General features: G+C 56.1%; 16 protein-coding genes and 1 pseudogene. 7 read left to right on the top strand and 10 right to left on the bottom strand.

Annotation, left to right across the window (positions count from 1 at the left end):
• Window positions 1-5 precede the first annotated feature (5 nt).
• From hisD to BM352_RS17630, 3 genes are read left to right on the top strand one after another with little or no spacing between them, the layout of a single operon-like run.
• Window positions 6-1,313, top strand: a complete 1,308-nt coding sequence (gene hisD / locus BM352_RS17640) for a histidinol dehydrogenase (RefSeq protein ID WP_090219559.1) — start codon at window positions 6-8, stop codon at window positions 1,311-1,313.
• Window positions 1,306-2,067 (top strand): SDR family NAD(P)-dependent oxidoreductase, encoded by a 762-nt coding sequence (locus tag BM352_RS17635; protein WP_090219557.1) that lies wholly within the window; start codon window positions 1,306-1,308, stop codon window positions 2,065-2,067. The genes hisD and BM352_RS17635 overlap by 8 nt, the downstream gene beginning before the upstream one ends.
• The gene (locus BM352_RS17630; RefSeq protein WP_090219554.1) at window positions 2,064-3,044 is read left to right on the top strand and encodes an alcohol dehydrogenase catalytic domain-containing protein; all 981 of its coding nucleotides are present in this window, start codon (window positions 2,064-2,066) and stop codon (window positions 3,042-3,044) included. Before BM352_RS17635 ends, BM352_RS17630 begins: the two co-directional genes overlap by 4 nt.
• A 169-nt stretch (window positions 3,045-3,213) precedes the next feature.
• Here BM352_RS17630 and BM352_RS17625 read toward each other — a convergent pair whose 3' ends face one another.
• The 6 genes from BM352_RS17625 to BM352_RS17600 all read right to left on the bottom strand — a co-directional run bounded on the left by BM352_RS17625 (window position 3,214) and on the right by BM352_RS17600 (window position 9,595).
• Window positions 3,214-3,543, bottom strand: coding sequence for an arsenate reductase family protein (locus BM352_RS17625; RefSeq protein WP_090219552.1), 330 nt, complete (start codon window positions 3,541-3,543; stop codon window positions 3,214-3,216).
• A 105-nt stretch (window positions 3,544-3,648) separates the two neighbouring features.
• Complete coding sequence (locus tag BM352_RS17620) at window positions 3,649-5,046, bottom strand: 3'-5' exonuclease (RefSeq protein WP_090219550.1); 1,398 nt, start codon at window positions 5,044-5,046, stop codon at window positions 3,649-3,651.
• 1 nt (window position 5,047) lies between these two features.
• On the bottom strand, window positions 5,048-5,569 hold the full coding sequence (locus BM352_RS17615; protein ID WP_090219547.1) for a hypothetical protein: 522 nt from the start codon (window positions 5,567-5,569) through the stop codon (window positions 5,048-5,050).
• 19 nt (window positions 5,570-5,588) lie between these two features.
• A complete protein-coding gene (locus tag BM352_RS17610; RefSeq protein ID WP_090219545.1) occupies window positions 5,589-7,415 on the bottom strand; it encodes a DUF294 nucleotidyltransferase-like domain-containing protein in 1,827 nt (608 codons plus the stop codon).
• A gap of 94 nt (window positions 7,416-7,509) precedes the next feature.
• Entirely contained in the window at window positions 7,510-9,309 is a 1,800-nt protein-coding gene (locus BM352_RS17605; RefSeq protein WP_090219542.1) for a sodium:solute symporter family protein, read from the bottom strand.
• A gap of 4 nt (window positions 9,310-9,313) precedes the next feature.
• On the bottom strand, window positions 9,314-9,595 hold the full coding sequence (locus BM352_RS17600; RefSeq protein ID WP_090219539.1) for a DUF4212 domain-containing protein: 282 nt from the start codon (window positions 9,593-9,595) through the stop codon (window positions 9,314-9,316).
• A 797-nt stretch (window positions 9,596-10,392) separates the two neighbouring features.
• Between BM352_RS17600 and ltnD the strand changes: the two are divergent.
• The 3 genes and pseudogenes from ltnD to BM352_RS17585 all read left to right on the top strand — a co-directional run.
• Window positions 10,393-11,319: pseudogene (gene ltnD / locus BM352_RS17595) on the top strand (L-threonate dehydrogenase); the annotation flags it as partial.
• The gene (gene otnK / locus BM352_RS17590) at window positions 11,319-12,575 is read left to right on the top strand and encodes a 3-oxo-tetronate kinase (protein WP_090219535.1); all 1,257 of its coding nucleotides are present in this window, start codon (window positions 11,319-11,321) and stop codon (window positions 12,573-12,575) included. The pseudogene ltnD and the gene otnK, both read left to right, overlap by 1 nt.
• Window positions 12,576-12,878: 303 nt before the next feature.
• Window positions 12,879-13,241 carry a hypothetical protein gene (locus tag BM352_RS17585; protein ID WP_090219532.1) on the top strand — a complete coding sequence of 121 codons (363 nt, stop codon included), beginning with the start codon at window positions 12,879-12,881 and terminating at the stop codon, window positions 13,239-13,241.
• Window positions 13,242-13,250: 9 nt separating this feature from the next.
• Here the strand turns inward: BM352_RS17585 and BM352_RS17580 are convergent, their stop codons facing one another.
• The 3 genes from BM352_RS17580 to rplS form a co-directional block, all read right to left on the bottom strand.
• Window positions 13,251-14,063 (bottom strand): division plane positioning ATPase MipZ, encoded by an 813-nt coding sequence (locus BM352_RS17580; RefSeq protein WP_090219529.1) that lies wholly within the window; start codon window positions 14,061-14,063, stop codon window positions 13,251-13,253.
• A gap of 251 nt (window positions 14,064-14,314) precedes the next feature.
• A complete protein-coding gene (gene rpmE / locus BM352_RS17575) occupies window positions 14,315-14,536 on the bottom strand; it encodes a 50S ribosomal protein L31 (RefSeq protein WP_090219527.1) in 222 nt (73 codons plus the stop codon).
• An 11-nt stretch (window positions 14,537-14,547) separates the two neighbouring features.
• A complete protein-coding gene (gene rplS, locus BM352_RS17570; protein WP_073142406.1) occupies window positions 14,548-14,922 on the bottom strand; it encodes a 50S ribosomal protein L19 in 375 nt (124 codons plus the stop codon).
• Window positions 14,923-15,275: 353 nt separating this feature from the next.
• Between rplS and BM352_RS17565 the strand changes: the two genes are divergently transcribed.
• Entirely contained in the window at window positions 15,276-16,304 is a 1,029-nt protein-coding gene (locus BM352_RS17565; protein ID WP_090219524.1) for an NADP-dependent oxidoreductase, read from the top strand.
• On the opposite strand, the gene trmD is transcribed toward BM352_RS17565, so the two are convergent.
• Window positions 16,301-17,101: a tRNA (guanosine(37)-N1)-methyltransferase TrmD gene (trmD, locus tag BM352_RS17560; RefSeq protein WP_090220412.1), complete on the bottom strand. Its 801-nt coding sequence runs from the start codon at window positions 17,099-17,101 to the stop codon at window positions 16,301-16,303. The two genes, BM352_RS17565 and trmD, sit on opposite strands and share 4 nt — an antisense overlap.
• Window positions 17,102-17,134 lie beyond the last annotated feature (33 nt).

Here is a 17,134-nt window from a genome sequence, read left to right as displayed (position 1 = left end):
CGTCCATGACCCGAGAGTATCTGAAGAAAGCCTCCCTAACCTCCAGGTCGGACGCGTCTGAAACCCACAAGATTGTGACGGACATCCTGTCTGATATTGAAAAGGGCGGTGACGCCAAGGCTTTGGAATACGCTGCTAAGTTTGATCGGTACCACGGCAACGTCTTGATGACCCAAGCCGAAATTGAAGCAGCGACCTCGTTGGTGCCAGAAAAGCTAAAGGCAGATATTCGGTTCGCCCATGACAACGTCAAACGCTTCGCTGAGTTGCAAAAGAGCACCGTTGCGGACGTTGAAGTGGAGATTGTTCCAGGCTTTCTGGCTGGGCAAAAGTCGATACCGGTGGATGCGGCCGGCTGCTATGTGCCCGGGGGGCGCTATAGCCATATCGCGTCGGCAATCATGACGGTGACTACAGCCAAAGTAGCAGGTTGCAAGAATATTACTGCTTGCTCACCGCCCCGCCCTGATGTCGGTGTGGCGCCCGCGATCGTCTATGCGGCGCACATTTGCGGAGCGGACAACATCCTCGCTATGGGCGGCGTGCAGGGAGTGGCAGCCATGACGTTTGGTTTGTTCGGCCTCCCGAAGGCGAACATTCTTGTCGGGCCGGGCAATCAATTCGTGGCCGAAGCCAAACGCATTTTGTTCGGTCGCATAGGCATTGATATGATCGCAGGTCCGACAGATAGCCTTGTGCTGGCCGATAAAAATGCGGACGCCCATATCGTCGCGACGGACTTGGTGTCTCAGGCGGAGCACGGATACAACTCGCCTGTCTGGCTCGTGACCGATGACCGTGAGCTGGCTGAAAAGGTAATGGCGCTTGTCCCTGACTTGATCGAGGACTTGCCGGAACTGAACCGCGACAATGCGTTCGCTGCGTGGCGTGATTATGCAGAGGTGATCATCTGTAAAGATCGTGTGGATATGGCCGCGTGTTCTGATGAATATGCGCCCGAGCATTTGACGGTTCAGGCAGAGGACCTTGATTGGTGGTTGGAGAATCTAACCTGCTACGGGTCGTTGTTTCTGGGCGAAGAAACCACCGTTTCCTATGGCGACAAAGCGACCGGTACAAACCACGTATTACCGACATCGGGTGCTGCTAGCTACACCGGCGGGCTTTCCGTTCATAAGTATATGAAAATCGTCACATGGCAGCGTGCTACGCGCGAGGGGTCCAAGGCTGTCGCAGAAGCCACGGCTCGGATATCGCGCCTTGAAGGTATGGAAGGCCACGCACGGGCGGCAGATGTGCGGTTGGCCAAGTATTTCCCAGGCGAGAATTTTGACCTCTCGTCCAATGGATAACGCGTCCTCACTCTTCGACGTCAGCGGTAAGGTGGCCTGTGTCACCGGAGCCAGCTCGGGATTGGGGCGTCGGGCGGCCATCGTGCTTGCATCTGCAGGGGCAAAAGTCGTCGGTGTTGCCCGACGTGCTGGCGCACTTGAGAGCTTTCAGAATGAAGTTGGATCGGCGGCAGCCGCCGTGGTTGCCGACGTGGCCGACCGGTCCGGGATTGAGCAGCTTGTCGCGGACATTTCCGCCCCATTTGGCGCCCCTGATATCGTGCTCCATGCCGCGGGAGTGAATACCCGCGAGGCGGCGGACGATGTAACGGATGCGGGGTGGGATCAGACGTTGGCCCTTAACCTGACAGCGCCGTTTTTTCTGAGCCAGGCGCTAGTGCCTGCGATGAAAGCAAAGGGATGGGGTCGGATTGTGAACTTTGCGTCCCTACAAACGACGCGCGCGTTTCCGGGTGGCATTGCTTACGGTGCAAGCAAAGGGGGGATCTCCCAGCTGACTCGTGCCATGGCCGAAGCTTGGTCACCGTTTGGGATCACTGCCAACGCGATCGGGCCGGGGTTCTTTCCCACGGAACTGACGGCGGCGGTCTTCGGTGATGAAGATCGAGCCGCACGCAATGCGGCCCAAACCTGTGTGGGGCGCAACGGTACATTGCAAGACATCGACGGCCCTGTTCTGTTCTTATGCTCCGACGCGTCCAGATACGTGACGGGACAAGTGCTAATGGTCGACGGGGGGTTTACCGCAAAATGAAAGCTCTGGTTTATGATGGTGTAGAGACATTAGGTTATCGGGATGTTCCTGACCCCACGCCTAGAGATGGAGAGTACTTAATCCGTGTTGAAGCCGTCGGAATCTGCGGGTCCGACATGCATGCGTATCTTGGCCATGACTCGCGTCGCCCCGCGCCGTTAGTGCTTGGTCATGAAGCGGCAGGCGTCATTCAAGGCGGACCGAATGACGGGATGCGAGTGACGGTCAACCCATTGGTCACCTGCATGGCTTGCAACGCTTGCAAAGCAGGGCGCGAGAATCTTTGTCCAGAGCGTCAGATTATCTCTATGCAGCCGCGTGAGGGGGCATTCGCTCAATACGTTGCGATGCCCATGCGCAATTTGGTTGAGGTTCCGTCGGGCGTCCCCCTTGAGAAAGCTGCCCTTGCCGAACCGCTCGCAGTCAGCTGGCATGCCGCAAGATTGGCCCTCGGCGCACTTCACCCGTCAATGGAGCGCCGTGCCGTGGTGATTGGCGGCGGTGCCATTGGGCTTGCGGCAGCGCTTGCTTTGAAAGCGATGGAGGTTGATGACGTTCTGATCGTGGAGCCGAACGCCGCTCGACGTGCATTTCTGACAGATCATTGCGGACACACCGTTGTTGAGAAGACGACGGACTTCGCGCCCATTGTGATCGATGCGGTTGGGTTTGGGGCAACCCGAGCGAGCGCCTCTCAATTGGTTGAGGCAGGCGGTGTCATTGCACATGTCGGGCTAGGTGACGAAAATCCGGGGCTGGATGTGCGCCGGACGACACTTCAAGAGATTACCTTCATTGGCACTTACACCTATACCGCACAGGATTTCCGCGACACGGCGCTCGCGATTTTTGACGGACGCCTTGGCCCTCTGAACTGGACGGAAACCCGCAAACTTAGCGACGGCTATGAGGCATTCCAAGACCTGCGGGAGGGCCGGGTCGCTGCACCAAAAATCATTCTTAACCCATGGCCGTAACTGGATTGCAGCGAGCAGAGGTCGCTCGTGTGTAGCAAGATGCGCATATCGATGGAACGTGATTACGGCGTGTCGACATTTCAAACCCGTTGGACGTCCCCGACAACCATCAATCCCAGCTTTGCCTGACACGTTTGTGGTTCCAAACGCATGGCGCACCAAAGAATAGTCAGTTTGGGAGAAGCGCTTCCTGAATGGCGTCATCCCAACCCAGATGAAGTGTGTCGCCGTCTCGAATGACAGGGCGTGCCATCACCTTGGGCTGAGCGGAAATCTGGGCTTCCGCCTCAGAGTTCTTTAGCCAATCATTCAGCGCACGGTAGTCGTTTGACGTCCTGTCCACGAGCCGATCACCAAATTCATTAATGAGTTCGGCGAGCTCATCGTCGCCTAAGGGTTCGGCACGGATATCGCGAAAGCTGACTTCTATGCCCGCGCCTTCCAGCGCTTTTCGTGCGCGTTGGCAGACTGCGCAGGTGTTCAATCCATAGATAATCATGTCGCAATCTCCTGTGGTGATACTTGCGCAACTTCCCGCATCGCTGTGCGCAACGCAACCGTTACAGAAAATCCCCAAATGTGCGCTTTTGGCTTTCTGACAGCGCTACTCTTGCACTTTCAGTATCCGGCTGTGCTTTTGGATTTCAGCCCTGACTTCGCCAAAGCTACGTAGCCCTCTGGCCTCTAGGATCGGGAGCATCGCAACAAGGACCTGAGCAGTTGCTATAGCGTCTCCAAGGGCGGTGTGTCTTAGGTCTGGGCGAATTTCAATGTTCAGCCTGTCGCAAATGGCATCCAAGGTATGCTCGGCAGAGCCGCCAAAAACGATTGCTGACAAATGCACGGTATCAAGAACCGGATTGTCGAAATGCAACGTGGCGGCTTGCTTGTCGCGGTGAAGAAACGCCATGTCGAACGGCGCGTTATGGGCGACCAGAACAGACCCTTTTGAGAAGCGATGGAAATCGGCGCGCGCCTTCGAAAACGGCGGTGCTTCGACAACCATTGCGTCGCTGACATGGTGCACTTTGGTTGAGCTTGGAGGGATCGGGCGGCCAGGGTTTACCAAGGTCTCGAACACTTCGGTTTCAATGATCTTGCCGTTCACCACACGGATTGCGCCTAGCTGCACAACATCGTCCTTGGCAGGATCTAGACCGGTCGTTTCGCTATCGAATACGACGAAACAGAGGTCTTTAAGGATCTTATCATTTGCGGGGCTTGGCCCGCTTTTCTCAAATAAGTCGAAGTCATAGACCAAAGGTCGCTCGGCATCGAATGCCAGCGGCTCCAGCATCAAAGTGTAGCCTGCATTGCCTTCGAAGCTCCGGATATGCCCAGAATAGGTGGTGCCGGAAAGCCCGCTAATTGTAATGGCGCGTCGTTTCGTTCCGTCTGCTTCCATCTCTGACAAGATTTTGCGCAGCGACGCTTCGTCCAGATAGTCAAAGACCGACCCGTTCAGACGGGCAGGGGCTTCGCGCTCCATCAGGGTGGCGGCTTGCCCATCATAGAGGACGATCTGATGATCCTGTGTCGCCACGATTACTGCGATGGGGATGTCCGACAGAATGCGTATAAGCTGGCCGCGCTGGCGTTCGAGCCGCGCTGTTTTCTGCGCAACAGTTTCTGCTGTTGCATGGCTGGCCGTTGCAAGTTTTTGATGAATGGCTGTCGCGGCAGGGGCCAGATCGCCCAGATACTGTGCTGTGCATGTGTCGATTTCAGTTTTGGTGTCAGCCGCCGAGTGAATGCGGAACTGTGCCGCCAAATGTTCGATCGGCTTACTGACATTCTCGTCAAACAAGCGCCAGACAAAGGCGGCGAGCGCGAGCAATCCAAACCCGGACACAATCGCGATTGTGGAAAAGGCCGACATCGCCTGTTGATCACCGAGTTGTCGATAGCCCAGCCAGACCGCGCCCAGAACAATCGCCATTCCGCCAAAACCGATCAGGCAGAAAAACAAGAAGATCCGAAGGCGAAGGCTGAGCGACCTCATGTCATGATGCCTCGCACGCCGCTGTCAGGATCGGGTCATCGGGCTCCACCGATCGCCATTCGGCGTCGAGCACTTTGCCGTCAGCGCCGAACTCGATGCCATCGACGACATCCGCGCGTTTGGCATTCATGCAATCGAACAGCATTGGGACTTTTGCCGTCCGCGCCCACCGTCCGTAGAACACCAGATCGACGATGCGCTGATCGGGTTGGGCGTCATGGGTGCGCGCCATAGCCTGATCAACAGCGACAAAGCGCGCGATGTATGGCTTGGCGTAGGTCCAAGGGCGGTAGAAAGCTCTTTCTTCGATCGCCTGGGCGACGACGAAGCCCTCGGGCATGCTGGCTTTAGTGCGTTCGAACCACCCATATTCGCTTGAGATGGTTGCCATAAGCATCGCAACGCCAGCGGCGGCGGGGATAAGCCACTTTGGCAGTCGCCCCTTCAAAGTGCGGTTTATCGCCCAGACGAGAAGGGCCGCAGCCGCGCCTGCCACAATCGTGCCGATAAGTTCAAAGAACATGTGCCCCTCCCTAAATTTGTTACCCTAAGACGCCGCGCCCCTGCATCAACGCCGATTGCATTGTCTTGATTACCACAAACGCGTCGCGAAGGTGACTGCGTTCAAAGGCAGATAACTCTGCCGGCGGTAAAAAGTTGTCGGGCTGTGTCCCGCGTCGGATTTGGCCCGCCTGATGTTGCAGACGGCTTTGCGCAACAAGGTCATAGGCGTCGAGCAGGTCTTGCCCGCCGCTCTTGCTTATCACCTCTGCAGTGATTGCCGCCTCAAGCCGTGCGCGAGTATTGACAACATCTAGTTCACCCTGCAGCGCATACATGCGGCCCAAATCGACCACGGGAACGACCCCGTTCAGCTTCATGTCTATGGTGTGGCGATGCTCGCCAGATCGGATGGTGGCCAGTCCCTTCAACAGCCCCAAAGGCGTGGCATGGGTCAGAGCGTTGCTGGCCATGTGGGCAGTGAAGATCGAGTTGGCTGCCGCCGCTTCGAGCGTATCGCCTTGGAGGCCTTCGAATAGGGCGGCATCCCCACCAATCGGGCGCAGGTCGAACATAACAGAAGCAAGCATCTGCGCTTCTTTACTCGGGCTTTTAATCCAGTGTTGGAAATACTCGCGCCAAACTGACACGGGCTGTCGCCAGCGCGGGTTGGTCGCCATCATGTCGCCGGGGCAATAGACATAGCCACAGGCGTTCAGGCCATCACATACGAAATGCGCGAAAGGTTCAAAATAGGCGAGCGCTGCCTCGCTCATGTCGTCCTCTAGGATGAGGCAATTGTCTTGATCCGACACTCCGGTTTGTTCTTGGCGTCCTTGGCTGCCGCACGCCAGCCAAACATATTTTGCTGGAGGCGGTCCGAACTTTTCTTCTGCAAGTGCAAGAAGCCGCCGCGTCACAACATCCGCGATATCCGTGATCATGCGCGTCACTACATCGTGCCGATTGCCCGCGGCGACCAACTGCATCAGCAGATTAGGAATGCGCTTGGTGACATCTGCCAGAGCCTCGGCCGATTTGGCCTGCCCTGCTTCCGCAACAAAACTTGCGGTGTTGGAAGCTTGAAATCGGGTGAGATCAGTTTGCGTGACGATGCCTACCAGCTGGCCGGCGGATGTGATCGGGAGGTGTCCAAGCTTGTATTCCATCATCAGATGCAGCACGTCGGAGCCGATCGCTGTAGGTGGCAAGGTGCGCGGGGCATGTGTCATTACCGCGCCAACGGGCGTTTCATAGCCAAGACCTTCTGCCAACGCCTTGTTCGCTAAATCTCGTAAGGTGAGGATGCCGACCAAAGCGCCGTGCTCAACAACGCAAAGGCTGGAGATTTTGCGCTCACGCATCATCTTGGCCGCGTCCTGAATGGTCAGTGTTGGTGCGCAGGTGGCAGGATCGGGTGCCATTAGTGTCTCGACACGTATGCTGGTCAGGTCAAATTTGCGCGAGGTGACATTGGTCTCGTCTGACCGCGTGCGGTCAAAGAATCGGCGGAAAGGATCATGTTCGGCGCGAAGCTTATGGAACAGGTCGGGCGCGAGACAAATTAACTGGCTATCTTCCTCCGCGCGAGCGGAAGTTACGGCGAACCCATCGCGCAATAGCCCGCGTTCTCCGAAGGAGTTTTCGCGGCCCAGATGCGAGATTTCGCTTCCAGCGTCATCGCGTACACAGATTTGGCCAGTCATGACGATGTAGAGCCCGCGGAGGAAATCCCCGACACTGTAAATATCTTCGCCTTTGGCGACTTCGATCACATCGGCCCGTTCGATTGCTGCAGCAAGCGCGATCTCGGGAAGCATGTCGTAGGGATGGAGGTGAGAAAGGAAAGGGCGGACGGTGTCAGTCATGAAATGTCCCGCGATCAGAGCGCCAAGGTCGCTCCAAATCTATAAAGTTCTGTGGGTGGGGACCAGCGGGCCAATTGCCGCTGGTCCCTGTGTTTTAGTGGTCGACTGCAGCGCCAGCACCTGCTGGTGTACGTACGCTTTCGACAAGGTCTTTGATGTCTTGCGGAGTGTCCGCGGTCGACATCGAGACGATGTAAGCCACTGCGAAGTTGATGATCGCACCCACTGCACCGATAGCGGTCGACTGAATGCCCAAGAGGGAACCGTCAACAGTATCAGGGAATGAGTTGGTGCCCGCGATGAACAACCAGCCCTTGTGCAGGAAGATGTAGACCAGCGTAAAGCCAAGGCCTGCAAGCATCCCAGAGACCGCGCCGACATTGTTCACGCGCTTGGAGAAGATGCCCATCATCAATGCCGGGAAGATCGACGCCGCTGCCAAGCCGAAGGCAAGGGCCACGGTTTGCGCCGCAAATCCCGGAGGATTGAGCCCAAGGATCGTTGCAACTCCGATAGCAATGGCCATAGCAATCCGTGCTGACATCAGCTCGGCTTTTTCGGACATGTTCGGTGTCAGTTGGCCCTTAAGCAGGTCGTGGCTCACAGCAGAAGAGATCGCCAAAAGCAAACCAGCTGCCGTGGACAGTGCTGCCGCAAGGCCACCTGCTGCAACAAGGCCGATAACCCAACCCGGAAGGTTAGCAATCTCTGGGTTGGCCAGAACAAGGATGTCACGGTTGAAGTTGGTCAGCTCGTTGCCTTGCCAGCCATTCGCAGCCGCTTTTTCCGCCATCGCGTCAGACTTGTCGTTGTAGTACTGGATTTTGCCGTCGCCGTTTTTGTCTTCCCAGTCGAGAAGGCCGGTTTTTTGCCAAGTAAGCATCCAATCATACTTTTCGTCAGTCTCGATGGTCTCAACCGAAACAGCCTCGCCGCTGGTTCCATTGGGCCACATCAGTTCGGTGATGTTCAGGCGAGCCATTGCGCCAACAGCAGGCGCCGTCAGGTAAAGCAATGCAATGAACACCAATGCCCAGCCAGCGGACCAACGTGCGTCAGACACTTTTGGTACGGTGAAGAAACGCATGATGACGTGAGGAAGACCGGCGGTACCGATCATCAGCGACAAGGTAAAGAGAACCATGTTCAGGTTATCTTTGTGCGCCTCTGTGTAACTTGCAAAGCCAAGCTCGGTCACGATTTGGTCCAGTTTGGTCAACAGGTAAATAGAACCTTCGCCGCCGGTGGCAGTAGTTTCAGAAAACAGACCGAACGCTGGGATCGGAGTGCCTGTCAGTTGCAGCGAGATGAACACAGCTGGAATGGTGTAGGCCATGATCAGAACGACATACTGAGCAACCTGCGTATAGGTCACGCCTTTCATGCCGCCCAGAACCGCGTAGGCGAACACCACACAAGCACCGATCAAAAGACCAGCAGTGTTTGAAATCTCAAGGAAGCGGCCAAAGGCCACGCCAACACCGGTCATTTGCCCGATCACATATGTCGTCGAGGCCACGATCAGACAGATCACAGCAACGAGGCGTGCAGTTGGAGAATAGAAACGATCACCGATGAATTCCGACACTGTGAACTTGCCGAATTTGCGCAAGTAAGGTGCCAGTAGCAAAGCAAGCAACACGTAGCCGCCGGTCCAGCCCATCAGGAAGGATGAGTTGTCGTAGCCGGTAAAAGCAATAAGGCCTGCCATCGAAATGAAAGATGCAGCCGACATCCAGTCAGCGGCAGTCGCCATACCATTGGTGACAGGGTGAACGCCGCGACCTGCGGCGTAGAATTCCGAGGTGGAGCCAGCGCGGGCCCAAATCGCGATGCCGATGTAGAGTGCGAATGACGCGCCTACAAACAGCAGGTTCAGTGTAAACTGGTCCATTAGATCAGTCCTCCTCTACGCCGTATTCACGGTCGAGTTTGTTCATTCGCCAAGCGTAGAAAAAGATCAGTGCGAGGAAAACAAGGATGGAGCCTTGCTGGGCAAACCAGAAGCCCAGATCAGTGCCGCCAATGGCGATGCCGGATAGCATTGGGCGAAGCAGGATGCCGAACCCGAAGGACACAAGTGCCCAGATGATAAGGCTGATGTAGATGATGCGAATATTGGCTGACCAATAGCCCGCTCCGTCCTTCTCTGCCTTTGTGTGAGTTGATTGATCCGCCATTGTGGCGCTCCTCCTCTTTGATGTTAAATTCGGTACACCACTGTCGATGCGTTGTGACTTAAGTTCTGCTCCGGCGCTGGGTCAGGGAGAGCGGAGGCGATGACTTGACTGGTGCGCGTAAACGCTTCAGCGGCAAATTGGATCGAATTCATGCTGATACCCATATCGCCCTCCTCAAACCTATGACCCCGAGGTGCCTTCCTGTGCGGATGACGGCTCCCCCTCCCGAGAGTCGATGTAAATAACCCTACGTCATTATGTGTAAAAAATGGACTAGTACGTTGTGTTGGAAGTGTTTTTTTGTAAATTAATTTTCCTTTTACGCTTTGTTGCTGTAAAGAAAATTTGCTCATCGGGCCAAATGTAAGCAATCACATAGCTTTGCGTGTTATTAGCACATGCAAATTTTTTGTGTTAGCGCCCAACAGTTTTGGAGGCTAGCGTCGCTTGCGTTCGAGTTTTCTGACCTTGTGCCACTAACACCGCGCCAATTGATCCTAGCGGGCCCAACTGAACCCGAATCCTGTCTTGATTGCCCCGATCTAGAACATCGACGTTCACCTCAGTTTTTTCCGCCAGGCTCGCTTCGCTCCATCAAGCGTCGTTAAGGGCGAAATCAATTCGATCGGCCTTGAACCGGGCAGCTGGCGTCAAGTTTAAGAAGGTTATTCTGGCCTCTGTTCCGCATCATTTGCATCAAGAAAGGTTTTCCGGCAGGAATGATGTACCGCGATCAGTTCTAGACTGACGTCCGTTCTAGCGCGGCGCGGTATCGGGATCATTCAGATTGGACTGAGGGCGATCTCAGTTGGGGGCTTCTCATGGTAGAAAAAAAATCGATAGCGGTCATTGGGCTTGGGTCCATGGGTTACGGTATCGCGCAGTCCGTGCTTCGTGCCGGTCATACAACCTATGGGTTCGACATTAACCCCGATGCCGTGGCGCGGTTTCAGGCTGAAGGCGGGGCCGCAGGCGCTTTGAGCGACGTTGCTGGCAGATTAGATGCCGTCATGGTTGTTGTTCTGAATGCCGCGCAAACCGAGGCTGTGCTTTTTGGAGCGGACGGTGTTGTTCCACGTCTTAAACCGGGTGCTGTGGTGATTTCATGCGCAACAGTCGCGCCGGACTTCGCCAGAGCTATGGAAGCAGCGTGCGAAGAAAAGGGTCTCAACTATCTGGACGCGCCAATTTCTGGCGGATCAAAGAAGGCTGCCGAAGGTGCGTTGAGCATCATGGCGTCTGGGACGCCGGACGCATTTGCGGCTGCGCAACCGGTTCTCGATGCGACTGCTGGGACAGTCTTCGAATTGGGCGATAGCGCTGGAGCTGGATCGGCTATGAAAGCGGTGAATCAATTGCTCGCTGGCGTCCATATTGCTGCAATGGCTGAAGCCCTTACCTTTGGGATGACACAAGGCGTGACACCAGAGAAATTCGTCGAAGTTATCAGCAAATGCGCGGGCACCTCTTGGATGCTTGAAAACCGTGCGCCGCATATTGTTGACGGAGATTATACACCGCATTCCTCGGTCGACATCTGGCCCAAAGATCTTGGCATTGTTCTTGATATCGCGAAATCAGCGAAATTCGGTGCGCCCTTGACGGCAGCAGCACTTCAGCAGTTCTTAGCCGCCTCTGGGTCGGGGCTGGGGCGTGAGGATGATGCTGCGGTGGCCAAGGTCTATGCGCGCAACGCTGGGCTCACTTTGCCGGGAGAGTCTTGATGCTGCTTGGATGCATAGGGGATGACTTTACAGGTTCGTCCGATCTCGCCAATACGCTGTCGAAGCAGGGCATGCGCACTGTTCAATACACAGGGATTCCAAACGGCAACGCCGAAGCCGATGTCGAGGCAGGGGTCGTCGCGCTCAAGTCGCGATCGATTGACCCGCAAGATGCAGTCACCCAATCTCTCGCGGCGCTGGAGTGGTTGCTGGCACAGGGATGCGAACAGATATTTTTCAAATATTGCTCGACCTTCGACTCTACGCCGGAAGGCAATATCGGCCCTGTTGCTGATGCTCTGGCGCTGGCTCTGGACGCGCATAAGGTCATCGTTTGCCCCGCTTTCCCGGGTACGGGGCGGTCGATCTATCATGGGCACTTGTTTGTGAAAGACGTGTTGCTCAGCGAGAGCGGAATGCAAAACCATCCACTTACGCCGATGACCGATCCCGACATTCGCCGCTGGCTTGCTCCGCAAACCAAATTCGAAGTGGGGCATGTCGGAGCAGAGTCGGTTTTGGCGGGTGCAGATGCGATCAAGGGCGCACTTGCGGCGGAGCACGCCAACGGGAAGAGACTGGTTGTTGTCGATGCGTTGCGCGATGCGGATCTGATGGAAATTGGCGAAGCCGCAGACGGACTTCCACTGATCACAGGTGGATCAGGGGTGGCGCTGGGTCTGCCGCGCAACTTCGCACGGCGCGGGCTGATTTCTCAGAACACAGCAACTTGGCGTGGAGAGACTGGTAAATGCGTCGCGTTGTCGGGTTCGTGCTCTAACGCAACCCGTGCACAGGTTGAGTTGCACAGCAGATCCAACCCGTCGATTGAAGTACCCGCTGCTGATGTGATCGAGGGTCGTTTGCTCCCCGAAACGGTGGTGCACTGGCTAGTGCAGGCCGATGGTATCCCTTTGGCGTTCAGTTCGGCTGACCCTGCGGCTGTAAAAGAAGTCCAGGCAGAATTCGGTCGCGAGCGCTCTGCTGAGGCGCTGGAGGGATTCTTTGCAGAGGTGGCGCGCCAGCTTGTGAGATCGGGGGTAACTAAACTCTTGACTGCGGGCGGTGAAACCTCTGGCGCTGTCGTTGAAGGCCTAGACCTGACCACGCTTGAAATCGGTCCGGAGATCGATCCCGGAGTGCCTGCGCTACGAGCCGGGAATGCTCTCGTCGTGGCTTTGAAATCCGGCAACTTCGGAGCACCAGACTACTTCGAAAAAGCTGCACGGGTGCTTGGTGCCAGCACTACTCAATAGGCCGAACGAGAGCGGATAGTGTGGCGTCGCCTCTTCGTGAAGCTCTCGTGGCGTTTGAAGACCTCGCACAAAACGTAAGGTGAGTCCCATCACAGCAGCGATCTACGGAATTGTCCGGTTGTGATCGGGCGCCTACGGGAATCCTTGCTCGGAGGCCCTGAAAACGGCAGGCCATTGCCCGCGAATTGTCGCAATTCTCGCCGAAGTGTTGCGCTAGTTGAGTTAGCGATAATCGGAAATCACGATGAACACTTTTAAGCAGTTGTCAGGCGTTAAACTGTTTGAACGAGCCAGAGGCAACTTATGAGTGTCCTCGCTGCTGTGCTCAAACGCATTCAGCTATTCGTCTTCGCTTTTATGCTTGCGGGTAGTTCTATGATGTTTGCCGGAATAGCCTCGGGCAAACTGGAACGCGGTGATCTCTATACAGGTTTGGCAGGACAGTTTGCGGCAGTGATTGCAGCAAATCCGGCGCTGTTGGGTTGGATCGCGGGAGGGGATCGTTTCGTAATGTCTGGCCAACAGGCTGGTGTTGGCAGTTACAGCGCTCCGCTGGGACCTGTTCCGCGCATCTCGACCCCTCAGCCGCCTCGGACGAGCTTGCAAGCGTTACGACAACGCCAGCAGCAATTTGTTGTGATAGACGAGCTTGCGACTGACGGGTAGGGGAACTGCCTAGAACGTCACTTCGACGCCGGGCAGGCGCAAACCCTTCATCAGCTCCCGCACTTCCTGACGGGCTGCGATGTTGGAGATGTTGAGGTTCTTCACACCGATGTCGCCCAAATCCAGCAGCGTTAGGCCACGTGGGAAAAGCTCGCGGAAGATGACGCGCTCTGAAAAACCGGGTGCGACGCGAAATCCGATCCTCTTGGCCAAGGAATCTACGGCGTCGGTAATCTTCTTCTTATTGTGCATCCGCTGCGTTCCAACACGGTTGCGCACGACGATCCAGTCAATCGGGGCAAGGCCAGCTTGCGCGCGCAGTTGGCGCGCCTGCCAAACCATCTCGGCATAGACAGATGGCCCGATAATCTTCTGCGTTTCCGGCTCGATACGCGCCAACAGGTCAAAGTCGATAAAGCTGTCGTTCAGGGGCGTTACCAAAGTATCGGCCAGCGAGTGCGCCACTTGGCTCAACCGCGTGTGAGAGCCCGGGCAATCAATTACGATGAAGTCGAAACGGCCTTCCATTCCAGCGACAGCTTCTGTCAGTCGGCGGTCATAGATGTTCTCGCCCGCGCCCAGCGTTGACGAATCGACTTCGGGCAACTCGACCACTTCGGGGCTGGGCAGTGTCAGCCCGTTTTTCTTGGCAAAGCGCACGCGGTTTTCGCAATATCGGGAGAAACTGCGCTGGCGGAGGTCAAGGTCCAATGCCCCCACAGTGAAGCCTGCCCGCACAAGCGCGGTTGCCACATGCATGCAGTTGGTTGATTTACCTGATCCGCCTTTTTCGTTGCCAAAGACGATAATATGCGCGGCCATGTTCTGTCCCGTATTTTAGTGCGTGCCCCTTGTCGGGGTTTGCAGGGGTTATAATCACGGGGCGAGGGGAGGGGAAGCAAAACCGCCGTAAAGACTGAATGCTTATGTGAAGTGTTATCGCGCGGGTAAATGACCCCATGGTAAGGCGAATGTTGGTGCGCGTTGATGCGGCCAGCACTTCATCCAATTTGAAGGCATAAAAAAAGCCGCTCTGAAAAGAGCGGCCTTTAAATCGATACAGAAAGAAGGGTTTAGAAGCCCAGACCTTCGTATTTGTTTTTGAACTTGGAAACACGTCCGCCAGTGTCCATCAGGCGTTGGTTGCCGCCGGTCCACGCTGGGTGCGCGGAAGGGTCGATGTCCAATGCCAATTGGTCGCCCTCAGCGCCCCAAGTGGATTTCATCTGCACAATGTCGCCATTGGTCATTTTGACGTTGATGATGTGGTATTCTGGGTGAGTATCTTTTTTCATGACAGTTCCCCTTACGCCTTAGGCGCTTTGTAGTTGGAATCCTCGGCGATACGAGCGGATTTACCGCGACGCGAACGCAGATAGTACAGCTTGGCGCGACGAACGCGGCCACGGCGGACTACGGTGATGCTGTCGATGTTGGTGGAGTGCAATGGGAACACACGTTCCACGCCCTCACCGAAGGAGATTTTGCGAACGCAGAACGAACCGGCAATACCTTTGCCGTTGTTACGCGCGATGCAAACGCCTTCGTAATTCTGAACACGGCTACGCGTGCCCTCTGTCACTTTGTAGCCAACGCGGATGGTGTCACCCGCTTTGAAGTCGGGGATGTCATGCCCCAGAGCGGCGATTTGTTCCGCTTCCAACTGTGCGATCAGGTTCATCTGAAACGCTCCTTTTGTGATCCCGGTTTACCCGGAGAATGTGTCTCGCGTTCTAAGAGCTCTTGGTCTTCTTCCGGGTCCACCGCAGTGCCCGCCAGAGTTTAGATCGACGTTGCTTTAAGTGCCTTAGTTTTGCATCCACAGAGTACGCCGAAAAAAGCGCGATGGATGACCAATAAAACAAAGGCTCCGGTCAGTATTCTGATTCCAGATTGGCGGGGTATAGGAGGGTTCGCCGCGTAGATCAAGCGGCCATGTCCCTAGACGCAATTATTAGTGATTTTCGCAACGGAACGGTTGAAGAGATCTCCGCGCCTGCCCATTCTCGGGCCCTCATAACCCGGAGCCTCCCAATGACACAATCAGACACCATCAACCGCAAAATCGTTCTCGCGGAACGCCCTGTTGGCCTGCCCAACGAAAACACCCTTCGTCTGGAGCAATCCGAGGTTCCGACAGCGGGCAAAGGGGAGATGCTTTTGCGTACGGTATATCTGTCGCTTGACCCTTATATGCGCGGCCGGATGAACGATGCGAAATCCTATGCCGAGCCCGTCAAGATCGGCGAAGAGATGACAGGTCAGGTGGTCGCAAAGGTCGTGACCTCGGATGTGGACGGCTTTGCTGTGGGCGATTTCGTTCTGGCTGGCAACGGTTGGCAGGATTATGCGGTGTCGGATGGCACTCAAGTCCTCAATCTAGGGACCGATCCTGAAAACCCGTCTTGGGCTTTGGGCATCATGGGGATGCCGGGCTATACTGCCTATGCAGGGCTGCTGAAAATTGGTGAACCCAAGGCGGGTGAAACCGTGGTTGTGGCGGCAGCGTCGGGACCGGTTGGGGCGACAGTGGGGCAGATCGCCAAGATCAAAGGGTGCCGCGTAGTTGGGATCGCGGGCGGAGCCGAAAAATGCGCACATGTGGTCGACAACCTTGGTTTCGACGTCTGCATTGATCATAAGGCTGAAGACTTTGCAGCACAGCTCAAGGATGCGTGCCCTGACGGGATCGACGTCTATTTCGAGAATGTTGGTGGGAAGGTTCTCTACGGGGTTCTGCCGCTATTGAACCCGTTCGCGCGGATGCCTGTTTGCGGCATGGTGGCATGGTACAATATTCCCGGCCTTCCAGAAGGGCCTGACATGGGCCCGGCGATCATGGGGACGATCCTTCGCATGAAAGTGAAGGTCCAGGGCTTCATCATTTTCGACAGCTTTGGCCCCGAGACTTACAAAGAGTTTGCCGCCGAGATGACAGGTTGGCTCGCCGAGGGCAAAGTGAAGTATAAAGAGCAGATTGTCGAAGGTTTGGAGAACGCGCCGGCCGCTTTGAATGACCTGCTTCTGGGTCGCAGCTTCGGAAAAATGGTGGTGAAGGTTTAGCGGTCAACATGCTTGCGCTTCGCCCAAAGATCGGGCCGGCGCGTTTTTGTCAGAGCTTCGGACTGCTCGCGGCGCCAGATGTCGACTTTGCCGTGGTCGCCAGAGGTTAGAACCTCTGGCACGCCGAGGCCTTTCCATTCGGCAGGGCGTGTGTACTGCGGGTGCTCCAGCATTCCGTCCGAAAAGCTCTCTTCCTCGGTTGATGCGGCATTGCCCAAAACGTCTGGCAGAAGGCGCACTGTCGCATCGATCATCGCTTGTGCCGCGATTTCTCCCCCCGTCAGGACGAAATCGCCAAGGCTGATTTCTTCGATCTCGTAGAAGTCCAATACGCGCTGATCCACCCCCTCGAACCTTCCGCACAGCAGGGTGATGCCATCGGCCTGCGCCCATTCGGCGGCCTTGGCTTGATCAAACGGTTTGCCGCGCGGTGAGAGGTAGACAACGGGCCATTTTGCCCGTTCTGATGTGCCGCGACTGGCGAAATCCAAGGCCTTGCCGACAATGTCCGCGCGCAGCACCATCCCCGCGCCGCCACCATATGGCGTGTCGTCGACATTGCGGTGCTTGCCTTCGCCGAAGATGCGCAGGTCGATCGGATCCAGAGTCCACTTGCCTTCTTGCAGAGCCTTACCGGTCAACGAGGCCCCAAGCACGCCGGGAAAGGCGTCGGGGAATAGGGTGATTACTTTGGCGGCCCAAGCGCCTTTCAGACGCGTGGGTTCCGCCATCAGGTCACGCGGGGTGAGTGAGGCAGTTATGGTCTTGCGGCCATGGGATTTGGATGGTGTGCTCATAAGCGCCATCTACGCCAAACCGGTTTGCATTGC

The organism is Litoreibacter janthinus (assembly GCF_900111945.1).
GTDB lineage: Bacteria > Pseudomonadota > Alphaproteobacteria > Rhodobacterales > Rhodobacteraceae > Litoreibacter > Litoreibacter janthinus.
The sequence above is the reverse complement of the archived record's forward strand: the minus strand, read 5'-3'. Positions and strand labels throughout refer to the sequence as shown.

Excerpts from the sequence above, each read along its gene's own strand:
- BM352_RS17600 (WP_090219539.1), bottom strand. The coding sequence starts at position 9,595 with ATGGCGGATCAATCAACTCACACAAAGGCAGAGAAGGACGGAGCGGGC.
- rpmE (WP_090219527.1), bottom strand. The coding sequence starts at position 14,536 with ATGAAAAAAGATACTCACCCAGAATACCACATCATCAACGTCAAAATG.
- hisD (WP_090219559.1), top strand. The coding sequence starts at position 6 with ATGACCCGAGAGTATCTGAAGAAAGCCTCCCTAACCTCCAGGTCGGAC.
- rplS (WP_073142406.1), bottom strand. The coding sequence starts at position 14,922 with ATGAACCTGATCGCACAGTTGGAAGCGGAACAAATCGCCGCTCTGGGG.
- BM352_RS17605 (WP_090219542.1), bottom strand. The coding sequence starts at position 9,309 with ATGGACCAGTTTACACTGAACCTGCTGTTTGTAGGCGCGTCATTCGCA.
- otnK (WP_090219535.1), top strand. The coding sequence starts at position 11,319 with ATGCTGCTTGGATGCATAGGGGATGACTTTACAGGTTCGTCCGATCTC.
- BM352_RS17615 (WP_090219547.1), bottom strand. The coding sequence starts at position 5,569 with ATGTTCTTTGAACTTATCGGCACGATTGTGGCAGGCGCGGCTGCGGCC.
- BM352_RS17565 (WP_090219524.1), top strand. The coding sequence starts at position 15,276 with ATGACACAATCAGACACCATCAACCGCAAAATCGTTCTCGCGGAACGC.
- BM352_RS17625 (WP_090219552.1), bottom strand. The coding sequence starts at position 3,543 with ATGATTATCTATGGATTGAACACCTGCGCAGTCTGCCAACGCGCACGA.
- BM352_RS17610 (WP_090219545.1), bottom strand. The coding sequence starts at position 7,415 with ATGACTGACACCGTCCGCCCTTTCCTTTCTCACCTCCATCCCTACGAC.
- BM352_RS17580 (WP_090219529.1), bottom strand. The coding sequence starts at position 14,063 with ATGGCCGCGCATATTATCGTCTTTGGCAACGAAAAAGGCGGATCAGGT.
- BM352_RS17620 (WP_090219550.1), bottom strand. The coding sequence starts at position 5,046 with ATGAGGTCGCTCAGCCTTCGCCTTCGGATCTTCTTGTTTTTCTGCCTG.
- BM352_RS17635 (WP_090219557.1), top strand. The coding sequence starts at position 1,306 with ATGGATAACGCGTCCTCACTCTTCGACGTCAGCGGTAAGGTGGCCTGT.
- BM352_RS17585 (WP_090219532.1), top strand. The coding sequence starts at position 12,879 with ATGAGTGTCCTCGCTGCTGTGCTCAAACGCATTCAGCTATTCGTCTTC.
- BM352_RS17630 (WP_090219554.1), top strand. The coding sequence starts at position 2,064 with ATGAAAGCTCTGGTTTATGATGGTGTAGAGACATTAGGTTATCGGGAT.
- trmD (WP_090220412.1), bottom strand. The coding sequence starts at position 17,101 with ATGAGCACACCATCCAAATCCCATGGCCGCAAGACCATAACTGCCTCA.